Origin of the sequence: Kitasatospora sp. NPDC048239 (assembly GCF_043202015.1) — a bacterium.
Taxonomy (GTDB): Bacteria; Actinomycetota; Actinomycetes; order Streptomycetales; family Streptomycetaceae; genus Kitasatospora.
In genome coordinates, this window is the sequence record NZ_JBICZP010000017.1 from 62,882 (window position 1) to 84,103 (window position 21,222).

15 protein-coding genes are annotated in these 21,222 nt (G+C 73.7%); 11 read left to right on the forward strand and 4 right to left on the reverse strand.

Features of this window, described 5'->3' with window-relative positions; genetic code table 11:
* Positions 1-3: 3 nt before the first annotated feature.
* From ACGFZP_RS33030 to ACGFZP_RS33040, 3 genes are read right to left on the reverse strand one after another with little or no spacing between them, the layout of a single operon-like run.
* On the reverse strand, positions 4-279 hold the full coding sequence (locus tag ACGFZP_RS33030; RefSeq protein WP_392939987.1) for a hypothetical protein: 276 nt from the start codon (positions 277-279) through the stop codon (positions 4-6).
* Complete coding sequence (locus ACGFZP_RS33035) at positions 276-875, reverse strand: SigE family RNA polymerase sigma factor (protein WP_392939988.1); 600 nt, start codon at positions 873-875, stop codon at positions 276-278. Before ACGFZP_RS33035 ends, ACGFZP_RS33030 begins: the two co-directional genes overlap by 4 nt.
* Before the next feature lie 10 nt (positions 876-885).
* Entirely contained in the window at positions 886-2,421 is a 1,536-nt protein-coding gene (locus tag ACGFZP_RS33040; protein ID WP_392939990.1) for a sodium:solute symporter, read from the reverse strand.
* 464 nt (positions 2,422-2,885) lie between these two features.
* On the opposite strand from ACGFZP_RS33040, the gene ACGFZP_RS33045 reads away from it, so the two are divergent.
* Positions 2,886-4,454 carry a BTAD domain-containing putative transcriptional regulator gene (locus ACGFZP_RS33045; protein WP_392939992.1) on the forward strand — a complete coding sequence of 523 codons (1,569 nt, stop codon included), beginning with the start codon at positions 2,886-2,888 and terminating at the stop codon, positions 4,452-4,454.
* Between the two features lie 132 nt (positions 4,455-4,586).
* On the opposite strand, the gene ACGFZP_RS33050 is transcribed toward ACGFZP_RS33045, so the two are convergent.
* The gene (locus ACGFZP_RS33050; protein WP_392939994.1) at positions 4,587-6,347 is read right to left on the reverse strand and encodes a long-chain fatty acid--CoA ligase; all 1,761 of its coding nucleotides are present in this window, start codon (positions 6,345-6,347) and stop codon (positions 4,587-4,589) included.
* Between the two features lie 278 nt (positions 6,348-6,625).
* Between ACGFZP_RS33050 and hemA the strand changes: the two genes are divergently transcribed.
* From hemA to ACGFZP_RS33100, 10 genes are all read left to right on the forward strand, one after another.
* Positions 6,626-7,873, forward strand: a complete 1,248-nt coding sequence (gene hemA, locus ACGFZP_RS33055; RefSeq protein ID WP_392939996.1) for a 5-aminolevulinate synthase — start codon at positions 6,626-6,628, stop codon at positions 7,871-7,873.
* A 79-nt stretch (positions 7,874-7,952) separates the two neighbouring features.
* On the forward strand, positions 7,953-8,762 hold the full coding sequence (locus tag ACGFZP_RS33060; protein ID WP_392939998.1) for a 2OG-Fe(II) oxygenase: 810 nt from the start codon (positions 7,953-7,955) through the stop codon (positions 8,760-8,762).
* A gap of 75 nt (positions 8,763-8,837) precedes the next feature.
* Positions 8,838-13,133: an amino acid adenylation domain-containing protein gene (locus ACGFZP_RS33065; RefSeq protein WP_392940000.1), complete on the forward strand. Its 4,296-nt coding sequence runs from the start codon at positions 8,838-8,840 to the stop codon at positions 13,131-13,133.
* A gap of 9 nt (positions 13,134-13,142) precedes the next feature.
* Positions 13,143-13,901, forward strand: a complete 759-nt coding sequence (locus ACGFZP_RS33070) for an SDR family oxidoreductase (RefSeq protein ID WP_392940002.1) — start codon at positions 13,143-13,145, stop codon at positions 13,899-13,901.
* 91 nt (positions 13,902-13,992) lie between these two features.
* Complete coding sequence (locus tag ACGFZP_RS33075) at positions 13,993-14,766, forward strand: SDR family NAD(P)-dependent oxidoreductase (protein WP_392940004.1); 774 nt, start codon at positions 13,993-13,995, stop codon at positions 14,764-14,766.
* 83 nt (positions 14,767-14,849) lie between these two features.
* Positions 14,850-16,118, forward strand: a complete 1,269-nt coding sequence (locus tag ACGFZP_RS33080; protein WP_392940006.1) for an ATP-grasp domain-containing protein — start codon at positions 14,850-14,852, stop codon at positions 16,116-16,118.
* Between the two features lie 3 nt (positions 16,119-16,121).
* On the forward strand, positions 16,122-17,393 hold the full coding sequence (locus ACGFZP_RS33085) for an acetyl-CoA carboxylase biotin carboxylase subunit family protein (RefSeq protein WP_392940008.1): 1,272 nt from the start codon (positions 16,122-16,124) through the stop codon (positions 17,391-17,393).
* Complete coding sequence (locus ACGFZP_RS33090) at positions 17,378-18,628, forward strand: hypothetical protein (protein ID WP_392940010.1); 1,251 nt, start codon at positions 17,378-17,380, stop codon at positions 18,626-18,628. The genes ACGFZP_RS33085 and ACGFZP_RS33090 overlap by 16 nt, the downstream gene beginning before the upstream one ends.
* A gap of 57 nt (positions 18,629-18,685) precedes the next feature.
* Complete coding sequence (locus ACGFZP_RS33095; RefSeq protein WP_392940012.1) at positions 18,686-19,387, forward strand: aspartyl/asparaginyl beta-hydroxylase domain-containing protein; 702 nt, start codon at positions 18,686-18,688, stop codon at positions 19,385-19,387.
* 115 nt (positions 19,388-19,502) lie between these two features.
* Positions 19,503-21,155 (forward strand): AMP-binding protein, encoded by a 1,653-nt coding sequence (locus ACGFZP_RS33100; protein ID WP_392940014.1) that lies wholly within the window; start codon positions 19,503-19,505, stop codon positions 21,153-21,155.
* The last annotated feature ends 67 nt before the right edge of the window (positions 21,156-21,222 follow it).

The window sequence follows — 21,222 nt, forward strand, 5'->3', positions numbered from 1 at the left end:
GCCCTAAGGGGAGCCCGGGGGGAAGAGGCTGCTGGGGCGGCGGGTGTGGTCGTCGAAGATGACGTGCTGGCCGGGGGAGGCGCCGGACAGCGCCCACAGGCCGATCGCGCAGGCGATGGCGACCAGCACCAGCGCGGTCGAGACCATGATCGCGCGGCGCCGCACCTCGCAGCGCCTCCAGGTCCGTTGGGCGCGCTGGTAGGCGTCGGGGGGCGCCTCGACGGTCGCCGCGAGGTGCGCGAGAACGGCCCGCAACCGCTCTTCGGTGGAAGCGCTCATGCCTGGGTTCCCTTCATGACGCTGCTCAGCCTCGCCATCCCCCTGGAGGCATGGGACTTCACGGCGCCCGGTGAGATACCCATGATCTCCGCGATCTCCGCCTCCTTCAGGTCGAGCCAGTATCGCAGAACCAGCACCTGGTGCTGCCGCGCCGGGAGGGCCGCCAACGCCTTGACCACCAGCCGGTGTTCGTCCCTGATGATCGCCTGGGCCTCGGCCGACAGCTCCATCCGCTCGATGTGGTGGGTGTGCTTGCGAACCACCCGGAGGTGGCGCAGGCGCATCCGGGCCATGTTGCAGACGGTGCCCCTGAGGTAGCCCAGCGCCGCGTCCGGCGAGCGCAGCCGTCCCCATCGGCGGTGGAGTTGGTAGAAGGCCTCGGCCACCACGTCCTCGGTGTCCCCGTCGGCGCCGAGCAGGAAGGCCAGCCGGAGGAGTCCGCGGTGGTGGGTGGCGAACAGGTGGGCGATGGCGTCGTCCCGGTCGGCGTCGCGCAGGTTGAAGTCGTCCGACCGGCCGGGCTGTTCCCGGCCCGGCGGCCCGCTCTCCTGCTCGGCGACCATGAAGGCCTCGGCCGCCTGGGCAGCGTGGTTCACGCCCTGCTCCTCATCCGTCGACCCGCACCGCGAATCGCGAGCCTCTGCGCTGGACATCCCGGACCTCCTCCGGGGGCTCGGACCGGCGCGGCACACCGACGCGGTCGAGTACCGGGGTCAGGAGCACCACCACCAGGAGGTTGGCGCAGAGCGCCGTGACCGCGACGTACACGGGCAGGTGGACCAGCCCCAGGCCCACGTCGACGACGGAGGAGAAGCCGCCGCTGACCACCATCGCCGTCCCCGCCAGCATGCCCACCGCCCAGCCGGCCAGCAGGGCCCGGTGGTGGAACCAGCGGGTGAACGGCGCGAGCCCGACCGCGGGCAGGGTCTGGCTGATCCAGACCCCGCCCAGCAGGTGGAGGTTGATCGCGTCCTGCGGGTTGAGGGCCAGCGCGAAGGCGAGGGCGCCCACGATGATCACCACGGCGGCGAAGCCGGCCGCGCGGACCTCGTGCTTCGGGGTGGCGGTCGGGTTGAAGTACTCGGCGTAGATGTTGCGGGCCACCAGGGTCGAGATGCCGATGGCCATCACCGCGGCCGGGAGCAGCGCCGCGATCGCCAGCGCGCCGAGCAGCAGCCCCTCGACCGGGGGCGCGTCGAGCCGGCGCAGCAGCATCGGCACCGCCAGTTCCGCGTGCCCGACCGGGGTCCGGACGTCCAGCGCCAGCGCGACGAAGCCGAGGTAGGCGAACAGGCCGAGCGCGGCGGTCCACAGCGGCAGCGACAGGACGGCGCGGCGCAGCGCGTCGGTGCTGCGGGCAGCGAAGGACACCGTGAGCACCTGCGGGTACATCAGCTGGGCGAGCACCGAGCCCAGGGCGAGCGTCAGATAGGCGGTCTGGGAGCCGGGCGGGGTGAGCGAGCCGAGCCCCTCGGCGGACAGCCGCCGGCCGGCCAGGGCGAACACCTCGCGCGGGCCGGCCACGTTCCGGGTGACCAGGACCAGCACCGCGGCCAGCATGCCGAAGATCAGGACGGCCTTGAAGCGGGCGAACCAGGCGCAGGCCCGCAGTCCGCCGGGGAGCAGGACGAGGACGAGCACGGCGAACACCCCGGCGAGGCCGAGCAGCCCGACGGGGCCGCCCGGATCGACCCCCATGACCCGCAGGACGGCCTCGAGTCCGACCACCTGGAGGACGAGGTAGGGCATCGCGGCCAGGATGCCGGTGAGGGCGACGGCGAGCGCCAGCGCGTGCGAGCGGTGCCGGTTGAGCGCCAGGTCGGCCGCCGTCACCAGCCCGTGCCGGACGGCGAGTCGGCGCAGTCTGGGGAGCACCACCATGGCGACGGGTTGCAGCAGTATGGTGTAGGCGAGCGCGTAGAGCCCGAACCCGCCGGTGGCGTAGGTGAGTCCGGGGACGGCCACCACGGTGTAGGCGGTGTAGACGGTGCCGCCCAGCAGGACGGCCGTGCCGACCGGACCGAGCCGCCGGCCGGCCAGCGCCCAACCCGACGGCTGCGGAAGCTCCCCCCGGCCCGAGCGCCGTACGGCGACGCCCACGGCGACGGCCACTCCCCCCACAACCATGGCGAACGAGGCCAACGAAACATTGTAGGACATCTGCCGCCTTTGTCTGCATTCCTGTTCAGGCGTTCGACATGTTCATGCGACAGGACCGTAATCCGACCACGTGACGGACGCAACAAACCCGGAGACTCTTCCCACCACCCGAAACACCCACGCCTCCAAATCGGGCTAATTGTCGCGAAGTTCACCATATGCCCGCAATCATGGACTGTGACGTAGCTCACATGCCCAATCCCGGAGTGCAGGTAAACCGAAGGGCCGGCCTCGGCAACTCCCCTGCGAGGCGGAGCCTTGGGCCGGCCGTACCGGGTGGGTACGGACGGCCGACAACGAACCTCGTGGAAGGTCGACGGGGACGGTGCGCCGGTCACCTCAATGGCCGGCGCTCACACGGAGGACCCTTTCCGAATATCCGACCGGAGTACGGGATGCCCCTTTCTGAAAGCTTTCGAGACGTTCGAGACAACGGTGCCGACCCGATGCGGCTGCGCTCCCTGCCGGCCGGCGCCGACTACGCGAACCACGCCGACTACGCGAACCACGAATCCCCCGGCGGCCGCGGCCGGCCGATGCCCGCGCCGCAGGCGCCGACCAACCCCCTGCCGGGGGGCCGCCCGCCGCGCCCGGCGGCCGACCAGGTGATGTTCCGGCTGCTGGGGCCGCTGGAGGTGGTCCACGACGGCCGGCTGCTGCCGCTGGGCGGCGTCATCCAGCGGACCACGCTCGGGTTCCTGCTGCTCCACGCGAACCGGGTGGTCTCCACCACCCAGCTGCTGAAGGCGATGTGGCCGCAGGAGGCCCCGCCGACCGCGCGGAAGATGCTGCAGAACGCCGTGTCGGGCCTGCGCGGGCTGCTGGCCCGCGCCCGCGTCGACCCGCGCGCGGCCGAGCTGGTGAGCCGCGCGCCCGGCTACATGCTGCGGATCGACACCAGCCGCATCGACCTGGCGCACTTTCAGTCGCTCGTCCAGGACGGCCGGGCGAAGCTCGTCGCCGGCTCTCCCCGCGACGCGGCCCGGCTGCTCCGGGAGGCGCTGGACTGCTGGCGCGGGCCGGTCCTGGAGGACCTCGCCGAGACCGGGATCGACTGGCCGGAGCTGGCCGCGCTGCGCAACTCCCGGATGGCCGCGCTGGAGGACTTCTTCGAGGCCGAGCTGGAGGGCGGCCGCCACCACGAGGTGATGGCCGAGCTGGAGGCCGAGGTCGCCCTGGCCGCTCCCCGCGAACGGATGTGCCACCTGCTGATGCTGGCGCTCTACCGCTGCGGCCGGCACGTGGAGGCGCTGGGCGTCTACCGCCGGCTCCGCCCGCGGCTGCTGGAGGAGTTCGGACTGGAGCCCGGCCGGGAGCTCCAGGACCTCTACCAGGCGATCCTGCGGCACGACCCCGCCTTGGACCTGCCCGCCGCGCCCCGGGCCGCTCCCGGCCGGCCGACCCCGTCGCGCCCCGGGCCGGAGCGGCAGCAGGCGGCCGGACCGGGCACCGCGTACTGTGCCGAGCCCGTGCCCGGCCCGGGCCGCGGGGTGCCCCCGGCGCGCCGGGGCACCGCACGGCCGGCCGCCGCCCCGGCGCTCCCCGACAGCGCCCTGCACTCCCCTGACCGGACCGCCGAACTGGACCTGCTGATCAGCCTGTTGACCCTGGTCCGGCGCAAGCGCAAACCGCACGTGGTCACCATCCTGGGCAACCGGGACACCGGGAAGAGCGGGCTGGTGACCGACTTCGGCGACAGCCTTCGGCGGGACGGCGTGGCGACGGTCTGGAGCACCGACGGGATCGTCCAGCCCCCGGACCAGAGCTCCGGCGGCCTGCGCAACGCGCTCGAACAGGCGGCGGCCGGCCACCCGTTGGTGGTCGTCCTGGAGGACCTGCACCACTCCGACGACCCGGTGCTGGACTCGCTCGGCGAGGCCGTCCGCACCCCCGGTCCGCTGCCGCTGATGGTGATCGTCACGGCCCGGCCGGAGCTCGCGGACCGCCGGCCGAGCTGGGACGACACCGCCCCGTGGTCCACCACCATCACCCTCGAACCGCTCTCGGCGGCCTGACCCGTAACGGACGGTCCGTCAGTTCGTCAATACAGCAGGGAAATCAGGTGCGTCACCGCAGATCGGTGACGCACCGCCGGATGCCGGTGGCGGACACCTGCGCACGGTACGGCGACCCGACCGCCGTCCGGCTCAGGATCCGAACCGTGCGACCAGCTCCCGCTTGAGCACCTTCCCGCTGATCCCGAGCGGGAGGGCGTCCAGGAACTCGACCCGCCGCGGGTACATGTGGGCGGCGATCCGCTCCCGGCTCCAGGCGGTGATCCCGGCGGCCAGGGCGGCGTCCGCCGCCCTGCCGGGCCTCGGCACCACGACCGCGCACACCTCCTCGCCGTGGACCCGGTCCGGCACGCCGATCACCGCCACCTGCGCGACGGCCGGGTGGTGCACCAGCACCTCCTCCACCTCGCGCGGGTAGACGTTGTAGCCGGCGCGCAGCACCAGGTCCTTCTTCCGGTCCACGATCGTCAGGCAGCCGTCGGCGTCCAGCCTGCCGAGGTCCCCGGAGCGGAACCAGCCGTCCACCAGGACCTCGGCGGTCGCGTCCGGGCGGTTGTGGTAGCCGGCCATCACGTTGTGGCCCCGGATCACCACCTCGCCCACCTCGCCGTCGGGCAGCAGCTCGATCCGCCCCTCGACGTCCGCCCGGGCGATGCCCACCCGGACGCCCCAGACCGGCCGGCCCACCGTCCCGGGCCTGGTCGGCCAGGCCTTCTGGTTGTACGCCACCACCGGCGAGGTCTCGGTCAGGCCGTAGCCCTCGTAGACGGTGCAGCCGAACGCCCGCTGCACCTCCTCCAGTACCTTCACCGGGAGGGCCGAGCCGCCCGAGTACGCGCGGTCCAGCCGGGGCCGGGCGGCGCCGTCCTCGGCGACGGCGTCCAGCAGGGCGAGGTACATCGTCGGGACGCCCATGAACACCGTGCAGCCGTGGGCCGCCATCAGCTCGACCGCCCGCCGGCCCTCGAACCGGGGCATCAGCACCAGGGTGGCGCCGACCAGGAAGCAGACGCCCATCCCGCACAGCTGGCCGAAGGTGTGGGAGAGCGGCAGACAGCCCAGCAGCCGGTCCTCCGGGCGCATGTCGAACGGTGAACGGGCCGTCGTGGTGAGGTTCATGACGATGTTGAGGTGGGTCAGCGCGGCCCCCTTGGGCCGACCGGTGGTCCCCGAGGTGTAGAGGATGACGGCGATGTCCCCGGGCGCGCGCGGCAGGTACCCGTCGATCGGCTCGGCCCGCTCGGCGAGCAGGTCGATCCTCGGGACGCCCCCGGTACCCCTGCCGCCCTCGACGCCGCCCGCCCGCTCCGCCGCCGTCGGCGCCGTCGGCGCCCCGGTGTCCGCCAGGGTGAACACGGCCATCGGCGGGCCCGGTTCGGCCGCCGGGTCGGCCTCCCTGGCCGCCTTGAGTGCCTCCTCGTCCGCCTCCTCGACCGCCCGCAGGGCCTCCGGCAGCGCCGAGGCCGCGCAGACCAGCGTCCGGGCGCCGCTGTCCCGCAGCAGGTGGGCGATCTGCCCGGCGCGCAGCAGCGGGTGGACGGGGACGACCACCGCGCCCAGGGCCAGCACCCCGAAGTACGCCATCGGGAAGTGCGGCGTGTTGGTCAACAGCAGGGCGACCCGGTCGCCCGGGCCCGTCCCGGCCGCGCGCAGGACGGCCGCGTAGCGCCGGGCCCGCTCCCACAGCTCGCCGTAGCGGAACTCCCGCCCCTCGTGGACGACCGCGGGGTGGTCCGGCCGCCGCAGGGCCGACTCGGCGAGCACCGCCGCGACCGAGAGCGTCGCACCGCCCCCGTCGTCCCCGCCGCCGTCGTCCCCGCCGCCGCCGGAGGTCCCGGTGGCATCGGCGCGGTCCGTGGCATCCCCGGCACCCGTGTCGTTAGCGGTATCCATGCGCGGCACAGCCTCCCCTCGGGCGCGCGGCGCACCCGGGAAAGCATGGCATTACCGGTCCGCGGCCGCCGACGGTTCGTCCATCGTCCGGTAATCGCCGGGAAATCGGACAGGCAGTGGCACGCCCAGTGGACCGCCGATTACCGCGGAGTGGAAATGGAGAGAGCGATCTCCCTGGACAGTCCGGACGGAGGTCACCTAGCGTGTTCCGGGCCGGGGCGGTCGACCGGTGGCGAAGATTCGTACAGAACACGAAATTCGGGGAGGGGGGCGATATCGTGAACCGGCATCTCGATTTCTTTTCGCAGCGCCTGGCGGAGCCGTCCGGGCGGGGCCGTGAATTCCTGGAGATCGGCCGGATCGCCGGCCGGTACCCCGCCGCGACGACCGCGCAGGACCCAACCGGCGCCGGCCCGTCCGAGATCAGCGTCTGGTGCAGCAACGACTATCTCGGAATGGGCCAGCACACCTCCGTGGTGGCCGCCATGCGGCAGGCCGCCGAGGAGTTCGGCGCCGGTTCGGGCGGCTCCCGGAACATCGCCGGGACCAATCACCACCACGTACTCCTGGAAAAGGAGCTGGCCGATCTCCACGGCAAGGAGGAGGCCCTGCTCTTCACCTCCGGATACACCGCCAACGACGGCGCGCTCGCCGTCCTGGCCGGTCTTTCCGGCGACTGCACGGTATTCTCGGACGAGTTGAACCACGCGTCCATCATCGACGGGATCCGGCACAGCGGCGCGGCCAAGCGGATATTCCGGCACAACGACGCCGACCATCTCGACGAACTGCTCACCGAGGCCGGCCCGGACCGGCCGAAGCTGGTCGTGCTGGAGTCGGTGTACTCGATGTCCGGCGATGTCGCGCCGCTCGCCCGGATCGCCGAGACCGCCAGGCGGCACGGCGCGACGACCTACCTCGACGAGGTGCACGCCGTCGGGATGTACGGCCCCCAGGGGGCCGGCATCGCCGCCCGGACCGGGCTGGCGGACGAGTTCACCGTCGTCATGGGCACCCTGGCCAAGGGGTTCGGGGTGTGCGGCGGCTACATCGCCGGGCCGGCCGCCCTGGTCGACGCGGTCCGCAGCCTCTCCCGCCCGTTCATCTTCACCACCTCGCTGCCGCCCGCCGTGGCCGCGGCCGCGCTCGCCGCGGTGCGCCACCTCAGGAGGTCCGAGTCCGAACGGGACAGCCTGCGGGACAACGCGCAGCTGCTCCACGGGCTGCTGACGGAGCGTCGGATCCCGTTCCTCTCCGACATGTCGCACATCGTCTCCGTCCTCGTGGGCGAGGACGAGCTGTGCCGCAAGATGTCCGCCCTGCTGCTGCAGCGCCACGGCGTCTACATCCAGCCGATCAACGCACCGAGCGTCCGGGCCGGCGAGGAGATCCTCCGGATCGCGCCGTCGGCCGTGCACCGGCCCGACGACGTCCGCCGGCTCGCCGATGCCCTCGACACCGTCTGGCGCGACCTCGACGCCCCGCGCGCAGACGGCCCGTGCCGCTACCCGGCCCGACCGGCCTGACCGGTTTCCCGGGCCCGTCCCGCGAAGGCACCGCGCCACCCCCGCACACCCTTTCCGTCCACCAAAAGGAGCGCATTCCGTGACCGTCACCTCCCAGGTCGTCAGGTCGGCGACCAACAAGATCGCTGACGAGCTCACCACCGAGAGCCTGCTCCAGCTGGCGAACCGCGAGATCGGCGCGATCCACGTCCGGGGCTACTACCCCGTCGACATCGCCAAGGAGGTCGCCCAGAAGGCGATCAACCACCAGGCCCTCGGCAACTACCACAAGCAGCACACCAGCAGCGTCGGCCGCGTCTACATGCCGCACATCGACACCAAGTGGGACGACGAGCTGACCAGGAAGTACCACGACGCGGCCCTGCCGGCGATCGAGGACGTCCGCTCGATGTTCCACCCCTACCTCTCGCCGATCGACCGGGTCCGCCTCCAGCTCCAGGAGCTGTGGCCGTCCGGGGCGAACCTGCTGCGCCTGCGCGGCCGGGCCTGCTTCGTCGGCGCCTTCCGGGTCTTCCAGCCGACGACCTCGGAGTTCTACCCGCACAACGACGCGATCGACCAGGAGAGCGACGCCCCCGAGATCGAGGGCGTGCTCAACCAGCTGGTCGCCAACGTCTACCTCCAGGTCCCCGCGGAGGGCGGCACCCTGCAGCTGTGGCAGCGGGAGCCCACCGAGGAGGAGACCAAGGTCATCCTGGAGGTCGAGGGCCTGGAGCGGGACTCCGTGGAGCCCCCGGTGGTCGAGATCCACCCGGACGCCGGGGACCTCATCATCTTCAGCCCCCGGATGCTGCACGCGGTGACCTCGGGCCAGGGCGAGCACCGGGTCGGCGCGGCCGCCTTCATCGCCTCCAAGGGACCGCAGGAACCGCTGCTCTTCTGGAGCTGATCCGGCTCCCCGCCCGTCCACCGATCCCCCCGCCCGTCCATCGATCAAGAGTCGACACGCAGAGGACTACGGCAGATGCTCCCGGCGCTGGTTCACGCGCACGCGAAGGCTCATCCGAACCGAACAGCCGTCACCGCAGGTCGCGAACTCCTGACCTACGCTCAACTCGACGACAGGGTTTGTCGGCTGATCCGTCGTCTGCGCCACCGGGGCATCGGCCGCGGACACCTGGTCGGCGTCTACCTCGACCGCACGCCCGACGCGGTCGCGGCCCTGCTGGCGGTCCTCGGCGCGGGCGCCGCCTACACGGTGGTCGACCCGGCCGAACCGGCCTCGAAGAACACGGGCGGCCTGGCGGCCGGTCCCGACCTCGTGCTCAGCTCGCCCCGGTACCAGGAGGACCTGCGCCGGCGCGGACTGGAGGTGCTGGACGTCTCGGGCGTGTTCGACGCCGTGGACGTCCGGCCGCCGCACGAGGACGGGGCCGACCAGCCCGGGCCCACGGAGGACGACATCGCGTACGTGCTGTTCACCTCCGGCTCCACCGGGGTGCCCAAGGGCGTGATGGTCACCCACGGCAACATCCGGCACTACACCGAATCGCTGCTCGCCCGGCTCGACGTCACCGAGCCGCTGCACTACGCGCACGTCACCACGCTCGCCGCCGACCTCGGCAACACCAGCGTCTTCCTCGCCCTGTGGACCGGCGGCACCCTGCACCTGGTGGACGAGGCGACCCGGCGCGACCCCGCCGGCCTGCTCCGCTACCTGCAGACCGAGCGGATCGACGTCCTCAAGACCACCCCCTCGCACTGGACCGTCCTCTTCCAGGCCTACGGGCTGGACGAGCACTCCCGGCCCGCCCTGCGCCACCTGCTGCTCGGCGGCGAGCTGCTGGCCCTGCCGCTCGCCCGCCGCATCCTCGCCTCCGGCGTCACCCGCACCCTGGTCAACCACTACGGGCCCACCGAGGCGACGGTCGGCGTCGCGACGCACCTGCTCACCGGCGAGGCCGACCTCGACGCCCTGGGCGACGCCGCCTCCGTCCCGATCGGCAGCCCGCTGGGGGCGACCGGCCTCTACGTCCGCACCCCGGACGGCGCGTTCCACCAGCGGGACGCCACCGGCGAGCTGTACATCGCCGGCCCCTCGGTGGCGCTCGGCTACCGGGCGAACCCGCAGGCCACCGCGGCAGCCTTCACCGACGAGTTGGAGGCCGCCGCCCCCGGCGCCGACCGCGCCTACCGCACGGGCGACCGGGTGCGCGCCGACGCCCGGGGCGTGCTGGAGTTCCTCGGCCGCGGCGACCGGCAGGTCAAGGTCGGCGGCTACCGGGTGGAGCTCGGCCATGTCGAGGCCGGGCTGCGCCGGCTGCCGGCCGTGGCCGACGCCCTCGCCCTGCTGCTCCCCGGGGAGCGCACCAGGCTGGTCGCCGCGGTCGCGGCGCGGGCCGACGCCGCCGACGGCCGGTCCGCCGACCTGCGGGCGCAGTTGCGCGAGCTGCTGCCCTCCTACATGATCCCCTACCGGATCGAGGTGTTCGAGGCCTTCCCGCGCACCGGCAACGGGAAGACCGACCAGCGCGCGCTGCGGAGCCTGATCGAGAGCCGGCTCGCCGACCGCACCGAGCAGGCCCGCGCCACCGACGACCCGCTGCTCGCGGAGGTCTGCGAGGCCTGGCGGCGCCAGCTCGGCCACGACGACTTCGGTGTCCACGACGACTTCACCCTGGTCGGCGGCAACTCCATCGACGCCATCCAGGTCATCGCGGACCTCCAGGCCAGAGGCCACCGGGTCTCGGCCGCCGGCTTCCTGGCCGAGCCCACCGCGGCGGCGCTGGCCGCCCGGCTGCGGGCCGGCCGGGATGCCGCCGAACCCGGCCCGGGCTCCGACCGCGAGCCCGTTCCGGCGGACGACACCGCGCTGTCGCCGGCCCAGGAGTGGTTCTTCCGGCAGGGGTTCGCCCAGCCCGACCAGTGGAACCAGGCCCTGCTGCTGGACACCGACCGGTCCGTGCGGCCCGCCGAACTGGCCGCCGCCGTGGCGGACGTGGTCGCCCTGCACCCCCTGCTGCACACCGCCTTCCGGCCCGAACCCGGCGGCGGCCACCGCCGGGTGACCGTCGACCCCCCGGCCGTGTTCACCACCTCCGCCCTGCCCGGGGCGGAGGCCCCGGCCGCCCGGCACATCCGGGACACCGCCGCCGACCTGCAGACCCGGATCCGGATCGCCGACGGCACGCTCTTCCGGGCCCACCTCTTCCTCGGTCCCACCCGGGCCCACCTGCTGCTCGTCTGCCACCACCTGTCCGTCGACGCCGTCTCCTGGCGCATCGTGGTCAACGACCTCAGCCGCCGCTACGGCGAGCGGATCCGCGGCGCCGCCCCCGGCACCGCGGCGGCCCCGACCGACTTCGGTGCCTGGGCCACCCATCTGCGCGCCCAGGCCCCCGCCCTGCGGCCCGACCTGGCGCACTGGGAGGGCCTCGGCCGGTTCCCCGCGGTGCCGAGCCCGTCCCCCGCCGGCGACAACCGGGAGGAGGACGCACAGGCGGTCTGGTTCCGGCTCTCCCGCGCCGAGACCGACACCCTGGCCCGCGCGGCCGCGGCCAGCACCGGCATGCCCCCGCAGGCGGCCCTGCTCGGCTCCTTCGCCCAGGCGCTCTCCCGCCAACGCGGCACCGACGAGGTCGTGGTGGACGTGGAGAGCCACGGCCGGGTCTCCCTCGACGAGTCGGTCGAGGTCTCCCGGGTGGTGGGCTGGTTCACCTCCACCTTCCCCGTCCGGATCGACACCGTGGCCGACGACGCGGCCGCCACCGGCAAGGCCGCCGCGGCGGCCCTGGCCGACATCCCGCGCCACGGCGTCGCGTACGGCCTGCACGGCCTGCCGCAGCGCACCGACGTCTGCTTCAACTACCTCGGGACGCTGGCCCTGCCGCACGGCGACGACCTGCGCCTGGCACCGTCGCGCCAGCAGCTCGGCCCGGTGCGCGGACCGCGAAACGACCGCGGCCACGCCCTCAAGCTCACCGCCCGCGTCCACGACGGCCAGCTGGTCGCCGACCTGTCCTACCCGCCGGGGCGGCACGACCCCGAGCAGATGCTCGCCCTGGCCCGCGCCACCCGCGCGCACCTCCTGGAGGTCGCCGGACTCCCCTCGGGCGAGGGGCAGTTCGTGGTGGAGCAGGGCTCCAGCACCGGGCTGCTCGCCCAGGTGCCGCGCGCCCTGCACTGCGAACCCCCGGCCGGCTCGGTTCGGGAGTACGACAACGTCCTGCTGACCGGCGCCACCGGCTTCATCGGCGCGCACCTGCTGCACCTCCTGCTGACCCGCACCACGGGCCGTGTGCAGTGCCTGGTCCGCGGCCGGGACGGCCACCCCGCCGCCGAGCGGCTGCGGGACGCCTACGCCTGGCACCTGCCGGGCGAGGACCTGGACCGGTACGCCGACCGCGTCACGGTACTGGCCGGGGACCTCGCCGAGCCCGGCTTCGGCCTCGCCGAGGAGGAGCAGGAGCGGTTGCGCCGCGAGGTCGGCGCGATCTACCACCTGGCCGCCGACACCCGGCTGTTCGGCGACCGTGAGACCTTCGACCGGCTGAACATCGAGCCGCTGCAGGCGCTGATCCGGCTGGCCTCCACCGGTCGGCCCAAGGACCTGCACTACGCCTCCACCCTGGCGGTGTCCGGCAGCGGCCCGCAGGGCGCGGCGGCGGTCTTCTCCGAGGAGAGCCTGAACGTCGGCCAGCAGTTCCTCAACGAGTACGAGCGCAGCAAGTTCGACGCGGAGCGCCTGGTCCACGCGTTCGTGGCGGCCGGCGGCGCGGGGTTCATCTACCGCTCCGGCAACGTCTCCGGGCACTCGGTGTCCGGCCGCTTCCAGCGCAACGGCGGTGACAACCGGCTGGTCCAACTGCTGCGCGCCGCCGTGCGGATCGGGCGGGTGCCCCGGGTCGGCGCCCGCACCCTGGCGCTCAGCCCGGTGGACCTGGTGGCCGAGGGCATCCTGGAGATCTCCCGCAGCGAACGGGTGCGCGGCGGCACCTTCCACGTGGACACCCACCACGAGGTCGGCTACGAGGACGTCTTCACCGTGCTGCGCGAGCTCGGCTGCACGCTGGAGCAGGACGAGGCCGCCGACTTCGCCTCGCTGTTCGGGCGCTACCTCGGCGAGCGCGACGAGCAGGTCGCCCTGGCGCACTTCTGGGCGAGCCGGCCCGAACGCAACGTCCGGTACGACCACACCCGCACCAGGCGCCTCCTCGCCCACCTCGACGTGGAGTTCCCCGCGCCCGAACGCGGCTGGCTGCACAAGTACTTCACCGGCCTGATCGACCAGGGCGAGTTCTCCCTCGCCGCAGACAAGTAGGGGTACGACATGACAGAGGGACGCATCGCCGTCGTCACCGGGTCCTCCTCCGGGATCGGACGGGCCGTCACCCGCCACCTCGTCCGCCAGGGCGCCCGCGTGGTGGCCGCCGGGCGGCGGGCCGAACGACTCGCCGAACTCACCGCGGAGCTGGCCGAGGAGCCGGGCCGCACGGTCCCGTTCGCCGGCGACATCACCGCGCCCGGCCACACCGAGGAGCTGCTCGCCGCGGCCGAACGGGAGTGGGGGCCGGCCGACGTCTTCGTCGCCTCCGCGGGGCTGGGCCTGCCCGGGACGGTCCTGGGCTCCGACCCCTCCAGGTGGGAGGAGCTCGTCCAGGCGAACTACCTCGCCGTGCTGCGCCAACTGCGCGCCTGCGCAGCCGAGTTCGTGAAGCAGGCGGAGGCGGACGGCGGGGCCCGGGTGCGGGACCTGGTGGTCGTCGGCTCCACCGTCGGCCGGCAGGTCTCGGCGGCCAACCCGGTGTACGGCTCGACCAAGTTCGCCGTGCACTCGCTGGTCGAGGCGCTGCGCCAGGAGGTGTGCACGCACAACATCCGGGTGACCCTGATCGAACCGGGCTTCGTCCGCTCCGGATTCCAGGCCGCCGCCGGGTACGATGCCGCGTGGTTCGAGGCCATCGCCGAGGAGAACGGGCCGCTGTTGACGCCCGAGGACGTCGCCGACGTCATCGGGTTCGCGATCGGTCGCCCGAAGCACGTCCACCTCGACGACATCCGCCTGCGCCCCACCCGCCAGCGGGCCTGAGGCCGGCGGTCGGTGCGCGGGGCGGCCTCAGGCCCGGCCGGGCGCAGTACCCGCCCGCCCGCGAGTCCCGCCACCTTCGAAGGAGCCACCCTTGGACGCGTTCATCGACGACCTGTTCTCCCTGAAGGGCCGTCAGGCCCTGGTCACCGGGGGCAGTTCGGGAATCGGACTGGCGATCGCCTCGGCCCTGTGCCGGGCCGGCGCCGAGGTGGTCCTGGCCGCCCGCCGCGCCGAGCCGCTGGCGGAGGCGGTCCGCACGCTGCGGGCCGAGGGCGGCACCGCCGACTGGATCGACGCCGACCTGGGCGACCGCGACGCCACCCACCGGCTCGCCGACACCCTGCTGGAGCGGCACGGCGCCCCGGACATCCTGGTCAACTCGGCCGGGGTCAACATCCGCCCCCCGCTGGAGGAGTTGACCGAGGCCGACTGGGACCGCACGCTGCGCACCAACCTGGACGCCCCGTTCGTGCTCGGCCAGCGGTTCGGTCCGCGGATGGCGGAGAACGGCTGGGGGCGGATCATCAACATCGCCTCCCAGCAGGCCGTCCGGGCGTTCGGCAACAGCGGCGCCTACGGGGTCTCCAAGGCGGCGCTGACCGCACTGACCCGCTCCCAGGCGGAGGCCTGGTCGGCGCGCGGCGTCTGCGTCAACGCCATCGCGCCGGGCTTCGTCCACACCCCGCTGAACGAGGCGGTCTTCCGGGACCCGGTCCGGACGGAGGCCATGGCGCGCCGCACGATGGCCGGACGCAACAGCGAGCTGGGCGACTTCACCGGGGTCGCGGTCTTCCTGGCGAGCGCGGCCTCGTCCTACGTGACCGGCCAGACCATCTTCGTCGACGGGGGTTTCTCCTCCACCTGACAGCCGCAGAGCGCCAGGACCCGAGCCCTTTCCGGCCCCAGCCGCCCATCGGACCAACCGCACGAGGAGCACGAGGAGTTCCGTTGTCACGCAACAAACCGGTGGTGGTACTGGTCGATGCCTACACCTCGGGCAAGTACCTGTCGCCCGAGTTCATCGCCCTGGGCGCCGAGACGGTGCACGTGCAGAGCACGCCCGAGTTCATGCCCTCGATGCCGGCTCCCGACCTGGGCGACTACCTGGCGAACATCGTCCACGAGGACGTGGAGACGACCGTCGAACTGCTCTCCAAGTACGAGCCGGTGTGCGTGCTGGCCGGCCAGGAGCCCGGGGTGACGCTCGCCGACACCCTGTCGGAGCGGCTCGGCGTGCCGACCAACGGAACCCCGCTCTCCGAGGCCCGGCGGGACAAGTACCTGATGATCGAGACGCTGCGGGAGGCCGGGCTGCGCTGCGCCGAGCAGTTCAAGGGCTCCGAGGTGGCGGACCTGGTCGGCTGGGCGCAGCGCGCCGCGGCCTACCCCGTGGTGGTGAAGCCGCTCAAGTCCGCCGCCGGCGACGGCGTGTTCGTCTGCGCCGACGCCGAGGAGGTGCGGGCGGCCGCCGAGGCCGTCCTCTCCTCGGACACGATCTACTGCGAGACCAACCGGGAGGCGCTGGTCCAGTCGTACCTGCACGGCGCGGAGTACGTCGTCGACATGGTGTCGTACGGCGGCCGCCGCTACGTCTGCGGGGTGTGGATGTACCACAAGCGGCTGCTTCCCAACGGGCGCAACATCTACGACTGGGAGCACCTGCTGGGCGCCGACGAGGGCCCGGCGCCGGCCCTGATCGACTACGTGGACCGGTCGCTGACGGCGCTGGGCGTGGACTACGGCCCGACGCACGCGGAGGTCATCCTCACCCCCGACGGCCCCGCCCTGGTGGAGGTCGGCTCCCGGATCGCCGGGAACATGCACCCGGGGTTCCACGACGCCTGCGCGGGCGGCAACCAGGCCACCCTGACCGCGCTCGCCTACCTCGACCCCGGGCGCTTCCTGACGGAGTACGCGGGCCGCCGCTACACCCAGCGCGGCGAGGCCGTCTGCTCCACCACCTCCACCGCGCTGTCCGGTGTGGTGACGGCCGTCGACCAGCAGGTGGTGGCCGAACTGGGCGGCCTGGAGACGGTGTTCGGGCTCAACCTCAAGATCGAGCCGGGCGGGCGGATACGCCCGACCGTGGACCTCTACTCCAGCACCATGAGGATCTTCATGCACGGCGCCACCGCGGACGCCGTGCGGCGCGACCGGCAGCGCATCGAGGAGCTCAAGGACCGCGTGTACCTGATCCGTCCCGACGAGTGTGAGTGAGTCATGACCAGTGTGGTAGTTGCCATCGTCCCGGGCGCGGCCGTCAGGCCTGCCGAGATCGCCGCGGCCGCGGCCGCCTGCGGGCAGACCCCGGTCTTCGTGGCCCTGGCCGGCGCCCTAGGTGAGCCGGAGCTGGCGGAGTGTGCGGCCCTCGGCCCCGTCCTCGCCTGCGACCCGCAGGACCCGGGCCGGACGGTCGAACAGCTGCGGCGCCACCACCCGGCCGGCGTCACGACCTTCAGCGAGGCGATGGTCCCGCTGATCTCCGAGCTCGGCGACGGGCTGGGCCTGTCCTTCCACGACCCCGACACCGTCACCCTGCTCACCGACAAGCGGGCCCAGCGGCGGCGGCTGGCCGAGACCGGGGTGGACGCCGTCCGCTGCACCGTGGTGACCGGCCGGGACGAGCTGCTGGCCGAACTCGCGGCCCACAACGGCCCGGTGGTGGTCAAGCCGGCGCGCAGCCAGGGCAGCCGCGACACCTACTACGTGCCGGAGCCCGGCGCGCTGCCCGCCGGCCTGACGCCCACCCCCGAACGCCCCTTCGTGGTCGAGGAGTTCCTGCGCGGCCGCGGCGAGGGCGACTTCGCCGACTACGTGTCCGTCGAGGGCCTGGTGGAGGACGGCCGGGTGCAGACCCTCGGGATCAGCGGCAAGCTGCCGATGATCACCCCGTTCCGCGAGGTGGGCGCGTTCTTCCCCTCGCACCTGCCCGAGGCGGAGCTGGAGGCGATCGCCCGGCTGGCCGCGGACGCCGTCCGGGCACTGGGCGTGCGGCGCGGACTGGTCCACAGCGAGGTCAAGCTGACCGCCGACGGCCCGCGGCTGATCGAGGTCAACGGCCGCATCGGCGGGTACAAGAGCGAGCTGTACGGCCGGGTGACGGGGGCGGACTGGCTGGCCTTCGGCATCGCGGTGGCCTGCGGCCAGCCGGTCGGCACGGTCGCCCCCGCGCGCTCGGACACCGTCGAGTTCCAGTTCTTCAACAACCCGCCGCTGGAGGGCGGGGTGCTGCGCCGGGTCGAGGGCGTGGACGCCGTCCTCCGGGAGCCCGGGGTGATCGACCACCTCGCCCGGTTCCCGGTGGGCAGCACGCTGGCGCCGGAGGGCGGCACGCTCTGGATGGACCTGCTGCGCGGCAGCGCGCCGGACCACGCCGGCATGCTGAAGACCATCGACCAGTGCCTGGCGCAGATGCGGTTCCACATCGAGGCGCCGGACGGCGTCACCCGGGTGTGGCAGGCGGGCCGGGGCGGACTGTGCGCCGTCGACTAGCCGCCCTGCTCGGCGCGCGCCCGCCGGAGGGCACCGGCGGGCTGCTGGCCGCCACCCTGGTGCTGTCCGTCGGCAAGGGCACCTTCCTCGCCACCGTGATGGTCTACCTGCTGAAGACGGCCGGGCTGGGGACGCTGGCCGCGTCGACGGCGCTCTCCCTGTGGGGCGCGGCGTCGGTCGCGGTGGCGTTCCCGGTCGGGGCGCTGATCGACCGCGGCCTGGGCCGGCAGGCGGGGGCGCTCTCCGCCGTCTGCACGGCCGTCCTGGTGCCGCTCACCGGCCAGGTGCACACGCCGTGGCTGCTGATGCTGGTGCTGTGCGCGGCCGGCGGCTTCGACAGCGCCGGCAACGTGGTGCGCCGGGGCCTGATCGCGGGCGCGGCCGGCAGCGGGGTGAAGGGGCTCGCCTGGGCGCGCACCGTCACCAACGTCGGCTTCGCGCTGGGTGCGCTGGTGGCGGTACGGCTGCTGTCGGCGAACTCCGCCTCCGGGTACGCCCTGGCCTACGGGGTGATCGGCGGTGTCTACGTGCTGATGGCCGTCTGCTTCCTGCTGACGCCGCTCGGCGCCCGGCCCGGACCGGCGGCCGCCACCGCGGCCGGGCGTCCGGGCGGGGAGGACGCCGACCGGCCGCGCGCCCGGCGCAGCGGCGGGCTGCTCGCGCTGTCCACGGCGATCCTCACCGTGCACACCACCCTGCTCACCACCGTGCTGCCGCTGTGGATCACCGAGCACACCGACGTCCCGGTGTCCGCGATGGGGTGGCTTTTCATGATCAACACCCTGATCACGATCGGCGGCCAGATCCCGGTGAGCCGGCTCGCCACGACCACCGGAGGGGCGCTGCGGTGCTTCCGGGGCTCGGCCGTCTGGACGGCGGCCTGCTGCGTGCTGCTGGGCCTGGTCAGCCATGTGCCGACCGGCGTCCAGGTGGCCGTCCTGGTCACCGCGACGATCGCGCTGACCGTGGGCGAGCTGCTGGAGGCCGCCGGCGAGTGGGGGCTGTCCGCGACCCTCGCCGCCGAGGGCGAGCACGGCTTCTACCAGAGCGCCTGCGTGGTCGGCGAGGCCACCCAGAGCGCCGTCGGCCCGCTGCTCGTCGGCAGTCTGCTCACCGCACTGCCGGTGGCCGGCTGGGTGCTGCTGATGGGCGGGATCGGCACCGGCCGGTACGTCGCGGGCCGCGTCCTCCCGTCCGCCCGGGCCGGCGAGGTCCAGCCGGCCCCCTCGCTCTGATCGGACCGCCGACTGATCGGACCACCGACGCCCAACCACGACAACCGGGAGCATTCCATGAAGGGTTCACCCAGCGTCAACGGTGCACGACTGCGGGCCATCACCAACTGGGTCTTCCTCCGCGCGGCGGGGAACGACCGGCCGCGGATCATTCCCCCGCGCACCGTCTTCCCGGCGGTGCGGAAGCTGGAGACGGTCTTCCCGACCCTCCAGGCCGAGGTCGACGAGCTGCTCAGGAACCGGAACATCCCGAAGTACGGCACCTTCGACCCGGTCCGGGCCGCCCAGGTGTCGGAGGACTGGAAGCTGTACTACGCGTACATGTTCGGGCGGCCGAACGAGCTGGCCCGCACCGAACTCCCGTCGCTGCTCGCGTTCGCGGAGTCCACGCCGAACGTGATCAACGCCTTCGTCTCCATCCTCGACCCCAAGGTGCCGCTGCCCCCGCACCGGGACCCGTACGCGGGGATCCTCCGCTACCACCTCGGCGTGCGGATACCCACCGACAACCCGCCCCGGATCCGGCTGGAGCGGGACTACTACACCTGGCGGGAGGGCGAGGGCACCGTCCTCGACGTCTCGCACGAGCACGAGGTGATCAACGAGAGCGAGGAGCCGCGGATCATCGTGATCGTCGACTTCCGGCGTCCGATGGGCGTGTTCGCCGACCTGCTCAACCGGTACTGCCTCTGGCAGAAGCGCAAGTGGGCGCCGCAGTTCGTCGAGGCGGCCAAGTACGACGTCATGCACGCGGCCTGACCCCGTGGAGGGGGCGCGGCGGGCGGGTCGGGGAGGTCCTCGACCGGCCCGCCCGCCGGGCCCCACCCCCTCGGGACACCCCCGATCCGTCGAGGCGAAGCGAAGTGAGGCCCTGATGACCAGCGAGACCGGCACGGTCGGCGCCACCGCCCCGGCCGGGGCCCGCGGCGCCGGGCCCGCGGACGGCCGGTACGTCCAGCGGCTGCTGGAGGTGTTCGACGCCGCGCCCGAGCGGATCGCCGTCCGCTGGCGGGGCGGCGCCGTCACGGCGGCGGAGCTGGCCCGCTCGATCAGGTCGGCGGCGCGGGTCCTGCGCAGCCACGGGGTCGGGGCGGGCGGCGCGGGCCGCGGTGAGCGGCCGGTGGTCGGCGTGCTGACCGTCACCAACAGCCCGGCGACCCTGGTGCTGCGGTACGCGGCGAACCTGCTCGGCGCCACCGCGCTGCACCTGCACACCGCGAACGCGGTGGACCCGCAGAGCCGGTTCACCGACGACGACCTGCTGGACCTGATCGCCCCGAGCGGGGTGGCCGTCCTGGCGGTGGACGCCGAGCACGCCGACACGGCGCGCCGGCTCCGCAGCCGGCTGCCCGACCCGCCGCGGCTCGCCTCGCTCGGCGCCACCGGGCCCGACCTGCTCGACCTGCTCGACCCGGCTGCCGACGGCGGGGGCCCGGCCCACCCGGTCGCCGAGAGCGGAGGACCGGCGGATCCGGAGGAACTCGCCGAGGAGCCCGGTGTGGTGACCTACACCAGCGGCTCCACCGGCCGGCCCAAGGGGGTGGCGTCCGCCTTCCGGCTGCGCAGCCTGGCCGTCGCCGCGGGGCTGGCCTCGGAGTTCCGGTCGGTGTGCCTGGTCACCCTGCCGCTCAGCCACATGGCCGGGGTGATGGCCGACGGCGCCCTGGCCTCCGGCGGCACCGTGCTGCTCCACCAGGGCTTCGAGCCGGGCGAGGTGCTGCGCGCCGTCCGGACCCACCGGGTCACCCGGATGACGCTCAGCCCTCCCCAGCTGTACCGGCTGCTGGACCACCCGGACGCCGCCGCGACCGACCTCTCCAGCCTCAAGGTGGTCAACTACCTCGGCTGCCCGGCCTCTCCGGAGCGGCTGACCAGGGCGGTCCGGCTGTTCGGGCCGGTCCTGCTGCAGACCTACGGGACGAGCGAGGCGGGGACGGTCACCCGGCTGACCCCGGAGGAGCATCTCGACCCGGCCCTGCTGGCCACCGTCGGCCGGCCCACGGTCGCCGAGATCCGGATCCTCGACCCGGACGGCCGGACGCTGCCGCCCGGGGAGGTGGGCGAGATCTGTGTGCGCTCGCCGCACGCGATGCTCGGCTACTGGGCCGACCCCGACCTGACCGCGCGGACCGTCCGCGACGGCTGGCTGCACACCGGCGACCTCGGCCGGACGGACCGGCTCGGCTACCTGAGCGTCCACGGCCGGATCGCCGACGTGATCAAGACCAACGGGATCAAGCTCCACCCCGAGGCGGTGGAGCGGGCCGTCCTGGCCCACCCCGAGGTCGCCCAGGCCGCGGTCTTCGCCGTGGTCGCCGGGGACCGCACCGAACGGGCCCGGGCCGCCGTCGTCCTGCGCCCCGGCGGCCGGGTCACCGCCGACGGGCTGGCCCGGCACATCCGCGCCGCGCTCACCCCCGAGCACGTGCCGGCCGCGATCACCTTCCACTCCGAACTCCCGCTGGGCCCCACCGGGAAACCCGACCGGGCCGCCCTGCGGGCCCTGTCCGACCAGGACCCGGTCTAGCCGCCCGGCCCGGGCCCGACCCGGGCCCGCCACACCCGCCGCACCACCGTCCCGACCCACCGAACCC